Below are 15,497 nucleotides of genomic sequence, written 5' to 3' on the forward strand. Positions count from 1 at the left end.
CTAGAGGGAGTAGGATGTCTGTTTCTAGAGAGAGTAGGATGTCTGTTTCTCGAGGGAGTAGAATGTCTGTTTCTAGAGAGAGTAGAATGTCCGCTTTCAGAGAGAGTAATACGACGACAGAATAATCCAGCTTTAAAACCGACTATCCTGGAGTACAATGACATGAAAATACCCTCTTTAGCGACAAGAAAAGCCCGACATCTGGGCATTAAGCTGATATGAACGAGGCGGTCAATACCTCTTTTAAATTAAGGTGCAGGAAGAAGACTGGGAATGGTCAACTATCGAGGAAATTCTTCGAGCAAAAATAGATCAAAAAAATGTCGATAACGTCTATACTATATTTAAGATGATATTTTAAATTTAGTAAGGTGGTCGAAAATGGATGTTTTAAGTTATTTAAAGCAATCCGCGATAGCTGTAGCAATGTTAGCGTTTATTGGTACTATACTTGGGAATATTTTCACTCATTTCTTTACCAATTCCCGGACTGATCGCGAGCTCAAGAGAAAACAGCAAACTGACAGATTGGAATTAGTTTACGAGCCGATTATAAAGATCATCGATGATGGTATTTTCCCTGGGGATGGTTATGAGGGTATCAATGATTCTCAACTAAGTGGGATTGGGGAGATTTTAAAAGGTAATGCACGCTATGTCGATGAGAAATTAGAGATTTTCATTTATGGATTTAAAGAAGAATCGTATCAGAATGCGATGGCGAATGTAGATTTCCCGGTCTATGACGCTAATCGAAAAATGCTTGATTACGTATTAAAAAAGTACAATAGTTTGCGAAAAGATCTGTATTTGCCATATCAACGGAATCGCTGGATTTGGTCGTGGTGGCTTAGTCTACAGATGACATACAAAATTCGCAGGTTCATTAGAAATCGAAGGAAGCCGCCAGTGGCTGTTAAAATGAAACAAGATTCATAAATCATTCTTTCATGAATATATTTCAAATTATATGGGGGAATGACATAACTCCTCACAGAATCTTATAATAGAAGCACCCAGCAGCTCCTTTTTAGCTGCTGGGCAAATCTTCTTAATTATGGTTGGCGCCGAATTAAGAAGGTGAATACCTAATAAATGAAAAAGTCTACTTGCTTTTGTGAGTGGGCTTTTTCGTTATTTTTTGAAATGCGGAAATTGCGATGAGTGCAGCTTGTGTATATGTAGTAATGGTTTTTACGTCTGGTTCATGATCAACCAGCCAGTTGGATAAAATTTGAACAAAATGTACCATATCTCCGAGTCACCGGGGGGCTATGGCGTAAATGAATGACGGAATGAGCTGCAGCAAACGTACCTGGTGAATTTGGATGAAACAGGCTTCGCGACGAGAGCGCCGGGGACGGCGGCCAACTGCAGCACACGTACCTGGTGTGAATTCGGATGAAACAGGCTTCGTGATTGGAGCGCCGGGGCCGGCGGCGGCGCCGAGCAGCTGCAGTACACGTACCTAGTGCATCCGGATGAAGCCAGGCTTCGCGATCGACGCGGCGGGGGCGGGCCGGCGCCGAGCAACTGGAGCACACGTACCTGATGAATTTGGATGAAACAGGCTTCTCGATCGGAGCGCCGAGCAGCTGCAGTATACGTACCTAGTGCATCTGGATGAAGCCCGGCATCGCGATCGCCGCGGCGGGGGCGGCCGGCGCCGAGCAACTGCAGCACACGTACCTGGTGCATCCGGATGAACTCCGGCATCGCGATCGCAAGCTTTCTCCTTATTATATCCCTCAGATACTTCCACCACTACACTCAATTCTTAACACTACAGAGTCTCCCAACTCTTGCTTCATAGGTGGGTCTCTATGATACGATCAAACAAAAGCAAACTGGGAGGCTGATTGCATGAAATCGTTTGAATCGGTTTGGTTAAGAATTGTCGCACATGAAGATAGCGAGTTCAGGCAAGTACGTGGTAAGACCTTTAAATACAAAATGAATGGAAACGCGATTGTTCCCAACACGACTAACTACCTCATTGCGAAAAGTCAGATTGAGAGGGCATGGGAACGTATGCCGGTGCGAGGCCCAGGAGAAATTAGCGATCTTATCGCACCGTCATACCTTTTCGCAATCTTAGCCGACGAAAGAATCAGCGGGGAGTAGGTCGGCGGAACCAATGTAGCCAATGAAATTCTGCCAACTATCAGTCTATGCATACCGTCTTCGCCTCCGATGGACAACCAAAGTTGCCAGTCAACTTTCTGGGAATTTTTGTATTGGCACTTTAGGTTACTTAAAGTATATTTAGGTAACCTAAAGTATTGGAGGCAATATCCTATGAAATTTTGCCAAGAGTGTAACAGTAATAAAGATGTGATTAGCTTTTACCGAGGTGATGATCAACTCACACTATGTTTGGATTGTCGTTCTATTCCAAGCGGTGCAGTAGCATTCACAACGGGCGTTAGACCATCGGGAGCCACAAGAGGAAAACAAAAGACTACAAGACCGAACGGAAGACCTTCTATGGGTATAACAAAAAAGGTATCCTTGACGCTTCCAGACGAAACTTGGAAATGGTTGGACGAGCAGGCTGGGGAGAACCGTTCAGCCCTAATCCGTTCTATGATTAATCGTGAACGTTCGGCAGAAAGGGAATGGTCAAACAATGCCACTCTAGGCTATGCGATTATGGGAGCTGAGAGGCTAGGATACGACAAAGAACAGATGAAAATGCTAGTAAGAGCGATTTATTGCGAGTTTGATTTGAAAAGCGTTGAACAAGCTAAGAATGCATATAATGAGTTTTTTACTGAATAAATGAATACGGCGCGCCCTAGATCGGGGCGGTCGGTCGCATCCGGAAGCATAGAATTCCTATTTCAGCTCTGTTGTCCAGCGGACGCTGTTAGATGAAAATAAAGTAGACTAGAGATGTTGAATTGACGCGGTTTTTGAATTGAAACATCATCAGCTATTGGAAAATTAAGTTTTAGACTGCTCTGTGATTATGATGTATTAAGTAACAAAATCTGAAAATAAAGTAGACTACTCGAGTCGGCCGCCGTCGCCGCCTCGCCGATCGCAAAGCCGGGTTTCTCTGAAGCGCTCAGGAGCGTGAGCTGCACTGCTCGGGGCTGGACGCCGTCGACGGCGCGCCGATAGTGAAGTTGGGTTTCCTCCGGAAGCATCAGGAACGTGAGATGCAGCTGCTCGGGGCCGGCCCCCATTGCCGCTTCAGTTAACTGCAATTCAACCCCCCATTGCCTTTCCTTCTTAGTGTTCTCCCAAAAGTTTTTTTGGTGTTATGGTGGCGGTAAGTTGCCAACCTAGACTACTTCAAGAACGAATGATGACCTCGATTTTTGTCAGAGAATGTGGACCTAGATTGATTTATAAGACTTTATCCCCATATTCGTCATAATTTACCATTTGCACTATTAGTACTATCTTCATATCGCAGTATATGGAAATAAATAGTATTATAACATAGTAAAATCAAAATAAAGCTGTATTAGGGAGGCAAATCTATGAAAAAAATTGTTCCAACCGTAGCCGCAACCGCATTGCTTTTAGTTTCTCTTGTACCTTCTGCTTTTGCAACACCTGATAATCCAGATCTACAGATTGAAATTGAACCCGGGATCAAAATTGTTAAGCATAAGGATGGCCGTGTAGATCCGGTTTCTAATGCAACAAATTTGACAGAAGGCCAGGCTGATAAAATCTTACGAGAGATGAATGTTCAGAATTCTGATTTGAAAGATATGCCTCTCGATTTCAAGCAGACTTTAGTTTCTCGCGGTGGAGTTAAGGTAGAAGTAAAATCAGAGATGACAGAAACGTATCGAGATAGAGAGGGAAACAAGCATATTGTGACGCCTGAAAATAAAGAGGAGATTGATGCTATACGTGCAAAGGATAAGAAAAATTTAAAATCAAAACAAGAAGTTGCTACTTTGAGCATGGGATCCGCTTCGGATGGGATATTTAGCGCAACTGCACAACTTTTTTATCTCGGAACCACATCAAATGGGGCGGAGTACAAGTATGATTATTACACCACTTATAACTGGAATGGTGTTCCTAATTTTTATTTTGAGGACTCCGTAGCTCAAGCCTGGCAGTCCCATACTACCAGAGTAGCCACTAACGGGGCACATAACTACAAGCCCTTTTGCAACAATTATAACTCCTTTCAGCAATTCCCATATGACCCAAATAACGATATAAAACTTTCAGTTGGTGGTAGCCAATCGAAGTTTGATCTTTACGGATCTGGTTGCCAACAATACGGAGCACTCCATGATGAAGTACGTATACCAGTTGGTAATAACGGCCAAACAGGTACCTTTGTTTCTTCTTATGCTCACCCTTACGCAGGTGCTATTGTGAGGGCTATATTAAACTTCGTCTCCATTAACTGGGATGATTTCATAGGGGATGAATATAACTGGGTAAACACTTTCACCATTGGAAGTTCTTCATAGGAAATTCACAGGTGCTATAACTAAATTGAAACAGAAAACCCAGTGTTGAATGTCACTGGGTTTTCTAATTATTTAAATTTCTATGTCTTGCCCATTGTGGTCGGCTTTTCTGGAACGTTTCTTACAAATTGAAATTACAAAAATAGGTGAATGAGCCATATGCTTTTGCATTTAACAGCAGGTCATGCCCAATGGGAAACTCCTTCGGAATTAATTCATCAGATGTAATAAAGTCTGATTCGTATAAATACAATATCCAAAGACATTTTAAAACTTATTTGTTAATATATCTGTAAATATCATGGGCATTGCGAGGTGAACGTCAATGAGGACAAGAGCGAAAATCTCATGGTTAGCGGTAATTTTATTGGTTCTTTTAGCGTCTTTTTTGTTATATTATTTTTTCGTTTTTTCTAGAGTAGCTGCAATTGGAACAGTAACGAACAAAATGGAGGATTCTATAACAGTTAGTTTCGAAAATGGAGATGTTCAAACTATTCAAGTTCCTTCGGATATGCAACATTTAGTACATGAGGGTGGGAAGTATTTTGTAGTCTACCACCAAAATTCTCTAAGGAAACCTTTTATTATTAAGATCGATGAATTATAAAAAAGTTGAGATCATAAAGCTTCCTATCTGTTTAGTGGGAACTAATGTTTAAGTTTGGAAGTAAAACGCTAGTCATGGTTTTTGAATGTGTGGTGTACTTGGTTGAAATCCGGAAGCACCAATTAAAAAAGGCTAGGGAAATATCTCTAGAGCCTTTTCGTTCTTGCTCCTGGGACATCATCATGGATATAATAAAATTAACTTTATTAGGCACTCCGCCGGGTAGGGATAAAACTCCGATGTGAGGTCGGGTAGTGGGTTACCCGGGAACGTCGTATGTGATAAGAAATAGCTTACCTGCGATGATCGCACGGAAATGACGCAAATAAGCCGTTACCCCTTATTGGGAAAACGGCTTCCTTTGCGTTGGCTAGCAGCTTAGCGCGGCGCATGAATTCATCATGAGGAATTTTTTTTAAAAACTATCTCTTTCATAACACATAATGATATTTGAAAGGAAGGGATTTAATTGGAAAAAAGAGTTGTTGTTTCAATCAATCGAAGATTTTGTCGTCGTTAGACATCATTCATCATCAAAAAAAAACCGCAATCCCTTACAGGGCGCGGGCTTTTTGGGTACTTCTTCACAAAAACCTAATTTTAAACAAATATATTTTTTGCAATATAATTGTTTAAAATATAAATTATTATTTCTCTTCCTTGTCCAATGACACAAAATGTGCCTACATAATTTTAAATGAGAATGCCTGAGGAATCAGGCATTTTTATTTTTATGTAGGAGGATTTGTGTCATTGGACACTTCCCCTCCTGTTGTGTGTGTTGTTGTCGGATCGGATGACAAGAACTTGATAACATAAATGACAAGAACTTGGTAACATTTCCACGTCACGTTAGTTAAAACAAACAAAAACATCATTCTTTTATTGAATGATGTTTTTTGCTGCATTCGGCGTTTTTCAGAATTACCCAAAGAGGGAGCAGCTGCCGCGTGACGGGTTGCTCCCTGCTTGTTACGCTATCGTTCCCAGTTAGCGCAAACGGCTTTTGTTCATAGCAAGGAAACCGATTAAATTTAATATTCATAACTTCACCTAAAGTTAATCCTTTTTAACTGCTCTTGTACATCCCAACTCTCTGGTCGTTTTGATTCATTAAACCATTTAGCTCCATTGTTTAGCCATTTATCTCGGTAATTAATTAGACCTTTTTCCGTAGCATCCTCATAACCAAATTCTACCCCACAACAGCTACAAATACTGAAACTAGCTGTTTTTCCGTCATCTCCCCACGGGGGCTCATCTAATTTATTAAAACCGCACACATGACAAATATACATTATAAATAACCTCATCTCTAAAGGTTAATCAACTTTTGCAGCCGTTACTTCAACAGACAACGGCATCCGGCCGTGCTTGAACTATCGTTATCCGTTAGCGCAATCATCAAAAGATTACAAAAATTAATCACCCAATCACGGTTAACTCTGTAACAAACTGCTGATACTCTAAAGATGTTTTTTATAAGAAACTATTGTGATTTTGTCATTAATTGCTTTTGTTTCACCCGTTTTTTTATAACCTATCTTTTCATACAAATAACAGTTCCCTTCCTCTTGCATTATTGTATCCAGTTCCCATGACTTTGCATCATCATATATCTCCTCTATCAATGCAAAGGCTTTTTGGGCAATTCCTTTTCCTTGATGTTCTGGCATTATAAAAATTGGGCTGACACGATAGATCTTAGTATCCTTCTTCACGACTCTAATTCCACCAACAGCAACCTCAAAATTTCTGATTATGAAGTAATCTGTAAAGGGTTGATTGATTTGAGTAATAATTCTTTCTACCGTTTCATTGGCGGGGCTTGTTTCATAATCCTGATATTTTTCCAATAAGGGCATAAATGCTTTGACTTTCATTTCATGAATAGTAACTGCATCTTTTAAGTCTGCTTTACATAATGAAATCACCGCTAAATACCTCCTCCTATTGAGATGGACTATCGTACCTTGTCACATCATTAACTGGCAACAATTAACCTAAGCCATCTAACTAAGCCATCTTAACTTATTCATTCAAGGTTTCTATTACTAAAGGTAGTAAGAATAGAATCAATCTCTTCCCAATTCTGTACTCTAATTCTTTTTTCATGGTCGAGGAATCGATTATAAGGTTTATCAAGTAATAACACATTGATTCCACCATCTGCTAAGGTAAGAGCATGAGCTGGGTGGTCTTCGACGAAAACAGTTATATTATTTAATTTTGCACATTCTATTAATAATCAAGAGGAATTACATTAGAATAGCTCCTCCTTCAAAGACGAGATCCTTCATACGCGCGTTATTATCAAAACTCATTCCATATAGTTCGGATACTTCATAGAGAAATACATCATCAAAAATTACATTTCGTAGCTTTCCTAGTTCATATTCTGATGCACTTATTGCAGATTCAACTGGAAAACTGTGCACGCTAATCCACTTTTTTGCGGAATCAAGCCACTCAATTGGCCTTCCTGTAATGACAGTAAACTTCATATTACTAGAGTGCCTAGTCAGTGTGTCATGCAAAAAATCATCTTTTCACAGAAAAAAGCGCTGAACCTCTCGGTCCTGCGCGTTTAATATACGTCACAGGAGGTCAACACAAATTGCGTTAGCCCCCTGAATCTTAATCAGGTATTGCTAACGCTTCATGTAATAATAAAATATATCGATCATAGATCCTTGCATATTTGATCCCCTTGGCTTTCTTTATAATTAAACTAGCTTTAACTTACCAAAATAACCACTTGAATGGCAAGGGGAAAATTACCATTAAAGTAAAATAGCTTAATGAGGCTGCCCGACCAATTTCGCGGCAGCCTCACTTATTTGTTCCTGAACTAACGTTCCTCGTTAGCGCAATCGACCAGCTCTAAAAAAGTTATTTTATTGCATTTTCATCGAACCAAATATCTTGTTCTTTCCCTGTGGTATTAAATCTATATCCAAAAGGTAAAGCGAGATATTTGATTAGTTCTGGTCTTATAAATGCTAAATGGTGATAATGAACCGTCATTAAAGATTCCACATTATTGTCATACAGTTCAGTTGTAAGCCACCATCCCGACATATGCTCGGGCGATGGATATCTCACCGCATCGACTGCTAGTCCTTCGTACACACCTTTAGAAATAACTATCATTTGATTGAAAATTGGAAATATCGCAGTTGCCCCGTATTCCTGACATTCTTGTTTTTGTTCTTGGACTACTTTAATTGCATAATCCGCACCTTCTCCAAAACCTTCACCATTGCTTTGGACTTCCCATATTTCATAATAAAGTTCAGAAAGTACACAACATTTTACCAACCAAGAATGGTATGAAATGGTTTGATCAGGCTTAATTAATTGCTTAGCATCAATGACATAATTAATTAAGTAACTAATCAGCTCTAAATACTCATTATGCAGCCTTTTATTAAGGGATATATGAAATTCTTTTTCAATCATTTTATTCAGTCCATTTGTCCGAATATATCCATTTTCAAACAATATCTCAATTCCGCGGTAAATAATCATCATTTTCTCCTCATATAATATCAATGAACTTCATCCCATTTTTACAGTTGATTAGTATTTCTAGTTGCTAATCACTTTTCCCTTGTCATTTAGACTTTACTCTCCGAACGAAATTAGGGAGCAGCTGCCGCGAGGCGATCTGCTCCCTGATCATTACGCTATAGTGTCCCGTTAGTCATAATGGAAGAATGTTCCGTCGGGAATATTACAAAGTTCTTGTCACCATTGGAATGTAATCAAGTTCTTGTCACCCGACATTTCCTGGTGGTGGTTGGTGATGCTGCGCGCGCGGTTTATCCGAATGAAACCCGGCTTAGTGACGACGCGCTGCCGGTGATGATGGCTGCAGCTCACATTCTTAGTGCTTCCTCGGATGAAGCCTGGCTTCGAGATCGGAGCACTGACGCCGGCTGCCGGCCGAGCGGCTGCGGCTCATGTTCCTGGTGCTTCCAGGATAAAACCCGGCTTCGTTGGGGCCGCTGGCGCCGAGCAGCAGTTCACGTTTCTAGTTCTTCCGGACAAGCCGGGCTTCGCGATCGGCGCGCCGGCGCCGGCTGCCGGCCCGAGTGTCTGCAGCTCACGTACCTAGTGTTTCCGGATGAAGCCGACTTCGCTATCGGCGCGCCGGCGCTTGCGGCCGGCCCGAGCGTCTGCAGCTCACGTACTTGGTGCTTCCGGATGAAGCCGACTCCGCGATCAGCGCGCCGGCGCCGGCTGCCGGCCCGAGCTTCTGCAGCTGACATACCTGGTGCTTCCGGCCCGAGCAGCAGCAGCACACGTTCCTAGTTCTACCGGATGAAGCCCGGCTTTGCGATCGGCGCGCCGGCGACGGCGGCCGGCCCCAAGCGTCTGCAGCTCATGTTCCTAGACATCCGAATGAAACACGCTTCTTGATCGGCGCGCTGGCGCCGGCGGCCAGCCGGGAGCAACAGCAGCACAAGGTTCCTGGTGCTTCCCAATCGCGCATGCGCCGCAGGCAGCACGGGCCGGTCGGGATTCGCTGCAGCTTATAATCTTATGGTTCATCCGTATGCGACGCCAATGAGTCCTCCTTACTGCTATTTCTATATATTAAAAAGAAAAGGAGCTCGTCCAGAGAGCTCCCTTTTCTTTCTAACTTAGTTTCTTAATATGATCAGATAGAATCCATGCACTGGGCGTTATATCAATCCATTTTTTTCTGTTGCTTTGTTTACGCACCTTATAGTCGATGATAATATCTTGTTCCTTTAGTCTGTCAAAGGCTTCTTCAATTTGTCTTGTTATTCTTGACCGATTGCTGAGAACATCATTTCCTTCATCATCTGCTAAAATAACAAGTTGCTCAATCAGCAGATCCATATCGAAGGTTCTAAACGATGTATCTTCGGATAATTGATCAAGTAAGTTTAGATAAATTAGTCTAGCATATGGCGTTGGTAACTCATTATAAATTACGCTGCTTAGAAAAACGTAATTGCCATGATCACCTGCAGAAGCTGTCTTTTCGCTTCTATGATAACAACAAGACAGGGCAGCTCATGTCCCGCATGTCGAACGACCTGCTGGAGATTGGCGAGGTGGCGCATCACGGTCCGGAGGATTTGTTCATCGCCGTGATGACCTTGATCGGGGCGCTCCTGCTGATGCTAAGCATCAATGTGAAGCTGGCGCTGCTGACGTTCGTCATCGTGCCGCTGCTGCTGTGGGTTGCCGTGTACTTTAACACGAAAATGACCAAAACGTTCCGTCGCATGATGGGCGACCTTGCTGACATCAATGCCCGCGTTGAGGACAATATCGGCGGGATTCGCGTTGTGCAGGCGTTTGCGAACGAGTCCTACGAGAAAAAGCTGTTCGCCGACAACAACGGCCGGTTTCGTCTGACGAAGCTGTTGTCGTATAAAATCATGGCGTGGAACATTTCCTTAAGCTATATTCTGATGCGGCTCGTGACCGTGTTCGTCCTGATCTGCGGCACTTGGTTCGTGATCGATAAGCAGATTACATATGGGGAGTTTATCGCTTTTGTTCTTTTGACGAACGTCTTCCTGGGCCCGATCCAGAAGATCAACAACGTCATCGAGAGCTATCCCAAAGGGATCGCCGGCTTCAAACGATACGTGGAAGTTATCGATACGGAGCCGGAGGTCGCGGATCGGCCGAACGCCGTGAAGGTGGACCATTTGCAAGGCCACATTGTGTTCGATCACGTCTCCTTCGGTTACGCTGAAGAGGAGCGGGTGCTCCATAACATTTCGCTGAACATTCGCCCCGGCGAAACCGTCGCTTTCGTCGGGCCGTCGGGTGCCGGCAAGACGACGATCTGCTCCTTGCTCCCTCGCTTCTACGATGTCAGCGAGGGCGGCATCTCCATCGATGGGCGCGATATTCGCGACATCGAGCTTGAATCGCTGCGACGCCAGATCGGCATCGTGCAGCAGGATGTGTTCCTGTTCTCCGGTACGATCCGGGAGAACATCGCCTATGGCAAGCTCGGCGCGACGGACGAGCAGATCTGGGAGGCTGCGCGCCGGGCGCAGCTTGCGAGCTACATCCAGTCCCAGCCGAAGGGACTGGACACCGTCATCGGAGAGCGCGGGGTCAAGCTCTCCGGCGGGCAGAAACAGCGCCTCGCGATCGCGCGCATGTTCCTGAAAAATCCGCCGATTCTCATCCTCGATGAGGCGACATCGGCGCTCGATACCGAGACCGAGGCGGCGATCCAGCAGTCGCTGGCCGAGCTGTCGCAAGGCCGCACGACGCTGGTCATCGCGCACCGCCTCGCGACGATCAAGAACGCCGACCGCATCGTCGTCGTGACGGACCAAGGCATCACCGAGCAGGGCGCTCACGATGAGCTGCTCGCCGTAGGCGGCGTATACAGCCGTCTGCACGCGATGCAGTTCAGATCGTAGCGCGCTGCGAGCTGGCAGGAGCGAGGCAGGGGAGGGGCCCTTGCCTCGCTTTTTTTGCTATCAGCCTGCGGTTGATCGGCGCTGCGGGCTTTCTGGCGGGTAGGGGGCCGACCTGGCCGAGCGGTATGCGGACATCCTGCATTTTCTACATTAAAATGGGGGGGATCGGCGTTATTTGCTGAAGATCCTGCAGAATGTACAGTAAAATTTGAGCTAATATCGAATGGAAACGGTTACAAACGTGATGTTGCGAAATTTTACTGCAGTTTTTGCAGGATTTTCTCCATTTTGCTTCTTTTCGGACGAATTTACTGTACGTTTTGCAGCTTCCGCCTAAAATTTGCTATTGAGCGCCAGTTTCTCCTCACCGACAGCCGACACTAGCTCATAGCGCCCCCGTCACAAGACAGCTAATTACACCACCACGCACACCAATTAGCCACTCCAGATCAGCCGAATCAAGCACCCCAGCCACTCCACGCGAGTCTCCCGCAACAGTTCTCTTTTTTCTTCAAGCCCACGCAGTCTAACGCACAACTTTCCCTCTATGCTCGCCCAAGCCTTCATGCTACACTATTCGCATAACAATTATTCTACCTTTGGTAAATTACGAATGGGGTGACACGGCAGTGAAAGCAATGGGACGTTGGTTGCTGCTGGGGGCGATCACGTTGATCGGGATTTTCCTCTTAAGTAACATTCGGCAAATGTTTTTATCCGTACAGCCGGATCAGCTCAGAGTGACGGTGAGTGCGGGCACTAACTTGTCAAAGATGATCGAAGTGCTGCCGGGCAGTCAAGCCATCGATGAGAAAAGCGGCCTGCTCCGCGTACCTTACGGCAAAGCCTGGGAGTACCAGGGAACCGCGATGGCGACTCGCGGGGTGCTGAGGGCCACGACGGTTCCGCTGGATGCGCCGGTTATCTCATGGCGGTATTACGGCTACTCCGTCAAGGAACAGGTCAAGGGCTACCTTCACGGCGATTTTGGCACCTACCGCGATCCCTATACACGCAAAGAGGTAGCGATCGCCCACGGCATTCCGCAGATGCTGCTCAAAACATGCAAGTACTTCGTCCCCGGCCTGCTGCTAGCGATCGTGCTTAGCATACTGGCCGCGATGTGGGCGGCCTTGTTCAGGCGCGCAGGCAATCTGCTTGACGGACTTCAGGCCTTGCTTGTTGGGGTCCCGGACTTTTTTCTCATCGTGCTGATTCAATTAGGCGCCGTCTACGCCACCAAGCTGCTCGGGCACTACGTGCTGCTCGTCGTGCAGGTCGGGAACCGGACGCCGTTTCTCATCCCTTTTCTCACCATCGCCCTGATTCCTTCGGTGACCATCTACGGAACGCTGCGCCTCGCGATCCTGCGGGAGATGGGACAAGACTACGTCGTGACGGCGTTGGCGAAGGGGCTCACCCGCGGTGAGGTGCTTATCAAGCATGTGCTGCGCAACGTGATGGAGGATGTGCTGGCGATTTTGCCCAAAGCGACGACGCTTGCGCTGGCCAGTATGGCGGTAGCCGAAGCGATCTGCGGCATCACGGGGCTGGGGGGATTCATCGTATCGCCGCTGTACCAGGGCATTTCTTCGATGTCATCGATTTGCGTGACGCTCGGCTTAATCACGATGGCGTTTCACATCTTGTATGCGCTGCTGCGCAAGCAATTCATCGTACGGACAGAGGTGACCGAATCGTGAAAAAGCCTTCGAACACTGCCTTCTACCTCTCGATCGGCTTGCTGGCCCTGTTTGTGTTGGTGATGATTTTCGGCACTTGGCTGAAGCCCCATGGCATCTCACCCGAGGATAAGATCAATATGCTTCAATACCAAGATATCGACGGCAAAACGAGATACCGCATCCCGCCCTTCGCCCCAAACGGCACGTTCCTTCTGGGAACCGATCACCGGGGCTTCGATATCCTCAGCCTTCTTCTCAATGGGCTAAAATACACCCTTGGCACCGCACTCGCTCTTACACTGCTGCGTTTTGCGGCAGCGCTGCCTTGGGGGCTGTGGAGCGGGATGACCGGCCGAATGCGCAAGCTGCTGAGTTCCTTGCAATGGGCGACAGCGGCCGTGCCGGCTTTCGTTTTCTTATACCCGCCGCTGGCGGGCATGTACTTCGGCTTGCGGCTGGACCAAGTGGAAAAAGCAGACCCACACAATAAGCTGCTGTTCAGCGTCACCTTCGTCATTCTGGTCACCGTGATCGGCGTCTCTCCGCTCGCGCATCAAATTGCAGACCGCACCCGTTACTACAGCGGCAAAATGTTCTTCGAAGCCTCCCGCCTCATGGGCGGCTCGTTCCTGCACCGGACGCGGCGGCACATCGTGCCATCCATGCGCAATGAAATGCTGTTCCTTTTTCTCGGCGAGTTCATGCAGGTGCTGTTCCTGCTGGGCCAGCTCGCGGTATTTCACATCGTGCTTGGCGGCACGGAAACGATCGGCGACGATGACGCGGGCTACAGGATCACGCTCACAACTTCAGGCGAGTGGCTGTCAATGATCGCTTACGGCTCGCGGTATATCCGGCTGCACCCGTGGATTATCCTGAGTGCGGGCGCGTGTTTTGCGGCGTTGTTCCTGTCGCTGCAGTTTTTCTTGAGCCAGCTCAAGCGCCGATACGGCGAGGAGCGGCAGCTGATGTAAAAGAAAGCCGATTCACCTCCCGGAAGCCCGGAAGGGGAGTCGGCTTTTGTTGGTTTTGTTGTATCCCCTGCAGCTAGTCTTGCCCGCTCTATCTGACTAGCCAGTCTAACGGTTGCAGGAGTGGCTATATCCGGGAAAACGAGGGGGCATGCGAGGCTAACGGTTGCCAGTGAGGCTATTGGTTCGAAAATGGTGATTTTGGGATGGTTTTGCACGAAATAACCGCTGCTGCAACCGTTAAGTTTGGTTTGAGACAGTTTGGGTCCCCAATAAGCGCTCTGGCATCCGTTAGTCCGGAGTCTAGCTTTGGATTTCTTCTTTCTACCTATGCAGTAAACTGTTTTTTACAGCTTTTCTACCAAATCAGCTGCGGCCGAACATAAAATACAATTGTGTTAACACATATTTTATGTTAAAGTGATTCAAAATAGAGGTGATTCTGCATCGTTGAAGAAAAAATCGACAAAACCAAACGCCTCTCCGTCTACCTGCCGGAGAAGACAAAAGCCGAGCTGGAGCGCATGGCCGATGAGACCGGCCTCTCCATGACGCAGCTTATCGTGATGGCGACGCAGGGATTGCTCGCCAACTACGACGCGCAGGGCGGCGGCATCTTCGCCGACCTGCTGGCTTCCCGGCACCGGCTGCTCGCCGAGGCCCAAGAGAAGCAAACGCAGGAGCAGCAGGCGAAGCTGAGCATGCAAGCGTACTACGGCGCGCGCGCAGCCGAATACGAGCGCATCTATCACCGCGATGACGCGGGGTATCAGCGGGAGCTGGCGCTCATCGCGGACGTCATCCGTGCGCTGGCCAAGGGCAAGCGCGTGCTGGAAATCGCCTGCGGCACAGGCTACTGGTCGCAGATCGCCGCTGAGACGGCGGCTGCGCTGACTGGCCTTGATGTTCGGCCCGAGGTGCTCGACATCGCCCGCGCCAAGCCGTGGCCGCACGGCGCGCCGACGTTCACCCTCGGCGACGCTTACGACCTTGCGGCCGTTCCCGGCAGCTTCGACTTCGGCCTCGCGAACTTCTGGTTCTCGCATATTCCGCGGAACCGGATCGACAGCTTTCTCCAAGGGCTGCATCAGCGGCTTGGCTCAGGGGCGCAAATCATAATGGCCGACAACGTGTACGTGCCGGGCAGGGGAGGGGAGCTGATCACCCGTCCGGACAGCGAGGACACGTACAAACGGCGCGAGCTCGCCGACGGTTCCGTCCACGAAGTGCTCAAAAATTACTTCGCCTACGAGGAGCTCGCTGACATTTTCAAGCCGGTATCCGAGGATTTGCAAATTTTTGTAGGCAGCAGCATCTGGTACGTCAGCTATACCGTCAAATAAAGGAGACAC

13 protein-coding genes and 1 pseudogene are annotated in these 15,497 nt (G+C 46.9%); 9 read left to right on the top strand and 5 right to left on the bottom strand.

The annotated features are described in order from the left end of the window. The first annotated feature begins 381 nt into the window (after positions 1 to 381). The 3 genes from EJQ19_RS11190 to EJQ19_RS11200 all read left to right on the top strand — a co-directional run bounded on the left by EJQ19_RS11190 (position 382) and on the right by EJQ19_RS11200 (position 2,781). On the top strand, positions 382 to 939 hold the full coding sequence (locus EJQ19_RS11190; RefSeq protein ID WP_126141309.1) for a hypothetical protein: 558 nt from the start codon (positions 382 to 384) through the stop codon (positions 937 to 939). A gap of 924 nt (positions 940 to 1,863) precedes the next feature. Beyond that, positions 1,864 to 2,124, top strand: coding sequence for a hypothetical protein (locus EJQ19_RS11195; protein WP_126141310.1), 261 nt, complete (start codon positions 1,864 to 1,866; stop codon positions 2,122 to 2,124). Between the two features lie 174 nt (positions 2,125 to 2,298). Beyond that, positions 2,299 to 2,781 carry a ribbon-helix-helix domain-containing protein gene (locus EJQ19_RS11200; RefSeq protein ID WP_164716467.1) on the top strand — a complete coding sequence of 161 codons (483 nt, stop codon included), beginning with the start codon at positions 2,299 to 2,301 and terminating at the stop codon, positions 2,779 to 2,781. A 188-nt stretch (positions 2,782 to 2,969) separates the two neighbouring features. On the opposite strand, the gene EJQ19_RS11205 is transcribed toward EJQ19_RS11200, so the two are convergent. Beyond that, positions 2,970 to 3,212: a hypothetical protein gene (locus tag EJQ19_RS11205; protein ID WP_126141312.1), complete on the bottom strand. Its 243-nt coding sequence runs from the start codon at positions 3,210 to 3,212 to the stop codon at positions 2,970 to 2,972. A gap of 279 nt (positions 3,213 to 3,491) precedes the next feature. Here EJQ19_RS11205 and EJQ19_RS11210 point away from each other — a divergent pair, with 279 nt between their 5' ends. Further along, positions 3,492 to 4,451 carry a hypothetical protein gene (locus EJQ19_RS11210; protein ID WP_126141313.1) on the top strand — a complete coding sequence of 320 codons (960 nt, stop codon included), beginning with the start codon at positions 3,492 to 3,494 and terminating at the stop codon, positions 4,449 to 4,451. 2,076 nt (positions 4,452 to 6,527) lie between these two features. Here the strand turns inward: EJQ19_RS11210 and EJQ19_RS11220 are convergent. The 3 genes from EJQ19_RS11220 to EJQ19_RS32185 form a co-directional block, all read right to left on the bottom strand. Continuing rightward, positions 6,528 to 6,944, bottom strand: a complete 417-nt coding sequence (locus tag EJQ19_RS11220) for a GNAT family N-acetyltransferase (protein ID WP_126141340.1) — start codon at positions 6,942 to 6,944, stop codon at positions 6,528 to 6,530. Positions 6,945 to 7,319: 375 nt separating this feature from the next. Beyond that, entirely contained in the window at positions 7,320 to 7,565 is a 246-nt protein-coding gene (locus tag EJQ19_RS32180) for a hypothetical protein (RefSeq protein WP_206438403.1), read from the bottom strand. 388 nt (positions 7,566 to 7,953) lie between these two features. Continuing rightward, positions 7,954 to 8,595: an immunity protein Imm33 domain-containing protein gene (locus tag EJQ19_RS32185; protein ID WP_206438404.1), complete on the bottom strand. Its 642-nt coding sequence runs from the start codon at positions 8,593 to 8,595 to the stop codon at positions 7,954 to 7,956. Between the two features lie 261 nt (positions 8,596 to 8,856). Here EJQ19_RS32185 and EJQ19_RS32190 point away from each other — a divergent pair, with 261 nt between their 5' ends. Continuing rightward, positions 8,857 to 9,378 carry a hypothetical protein gene (locus tag EJQ19_RS32190; RefSeq protein WP_126141315.1) on the top strand — a complete coding sequence of 174 codons (522 nt, stop codon included), beginning with the start codon at positions 8,857 to 8,859 and terminating at the stop codon, positions 9,376 to 9,378. A gap of 327 nt (positions 9,379 to 9,705) precedes the next feature. On the opposite strand, the gene EJQ19_RS11235 is transcribed toward EJQ19_RS32190, so the two are convergent. After that, positions 9,706 to 9,933: a hypothetical protein gene (locus EJQ19_RS11235; RefSeq protein ID WP_126141316.1), complete on the bottom strand. Its 228-nt coding sequence runs from the start codon at positions 9,931 to 9,933 to the stop codon at positions 9,706 to 9,708. 122 nt (positions 9,934 to 10,055) lie between these two features. Here EJQ19_RS11235 and EJQ19_RS11240 point away from each other — a divergent pair. The 4 genes and pseudogenes from EJQ19_RS11240 to EJQ19_RS11255 form a co-directional block, all read left to right on the top strand. Continuing rightward, positions 10,056 to 11,489 (top strand): annotated as a pseudogene (locus EJQ19_RS11240) (ABC transporter ATP-binding protein); the annotation flags it as partial. 638 nt (positions 11,490 to 12,127) lie between these two features. Continuing rightward, complete coding sequence (locus EJQ19_RS11245; protein ID WP_241242851.1) at positions 12,128 to 13,192, top strand: ABC transporter permease subunit; 1,065 nt, start codon at positions 12,128 to 12,130, stop codon at positions 13,190 to 13,192. After that, the gene (locus EJQ19_RS11250; RefSeq protein WP_126141318.1) at positions 13,189 to 14,148 is read left to right on the top strand and encodes an ABC transporter permease subunit; all 960 of its coding nucleotides are present in this window, start codon (positions 13,189 to 13,191) and stop codon (positions 14,146 to 14,148) included. Before EJQ19_RS11245 ends, EJQ19_RS11250 begins: the two co-directional genes overlap by 4 nt. 458 nt (positions 14,149 to 14,606) lie before the next feature. Then, positions 14,607 to 15,488 (top strand): methyltransferase domain-containing protein, encoded by an 882-nt coding sequence (locus EJQ19_RS11255; RefSeq protein ID WP_277600941.1) that lies wholly within the window; start codon positions 14,607 to 14,609, stop codon positions 15,486 to 15,488. The last annotated feature ends 9 nt before the right edge of the window (positions 15,489 to 15,497 follow it).

It is taken from the genome of Paenibacillus whitsoniae (genome assembly GCF_003955665.1).
Classification (GTDB): Bacteria; Bacillota; Bacilli; order Paenibacillales; family NBRC-103111; genus Paenibacillus_E; species Paenibacillus_E whitsoniae.

What these genes read in the sequence shown, in the direction of transcription:
- EJQ19_RS11200 (WP_164716467.1), top strand. Translation starts at nt 2,299, where the DNA reads ATGAAATTTTGCCAAGAGTGTAACAGTAATAAAGATGTGATTAGCTTT.
- EJQ19_RS11220 (WP_126141340.1), bottom strand. Translation starts at nt 6,944, where the DNA reads ATGAAAGTCAAAGCATTTATGCCCTTATTGGAAAAATATCAGGATTAT.
- EJQ19_RS11210 (WP_126141313.1), top strand. Translation starts at nt 3,492, where the DNA reads ATGAAAAAAATTGTTCCAACCGTAGCCGCAACCGCATTGCTTTTAGTT.
- EJQ19_RS11235 (WP_126141316.1), bottom strand. Translation starts at nt 9,933, where the DNA reads ATGGATCTGCTGATTGAGCAACTTGTTATTTTAGCAGATGATGAAGGA.
- EJQ19_RS11190 (WP_126141309.1), top strand. Translation starts at nt 382, where the DNA reads ATGGATGTTTTAAGTTATTTAAAGCAATCCGCGATAGCTGTAGCAATG.
- EJQ19_RS11245 (WP_241242851.1), top strand. Translation starts at nt 12,128, where the DNA reads ATGGGACGTTGGTTGCTGCTGGGGGCGATCACGTTGATCGGGATTTTC.
- EJQ19_RS32185 (WP_206438404.1), bottom strand. Translation starts at nt 8,595, where the DNA reads ATGATGATTATTTACCGCGGAATTGAGATATTGTTTGAAAATGGATAT.
- EJQ19_RS11195 (WP_126141310.1), top strand. Translation starts at nt 1,864, where the DNA reads ATGAAATCGTTTGAATCGGTTTGGTTAAGAATTGTCGCACATGAAGAT.
- EJQ19_RS32180 (WP_206438403.1), bottom strand. Translation starts at nt 7,565, where the DNA reads ATGAAGTTTACTGTCATTACAGGAAGGCCAATTGAGTGGCTTGATTCC.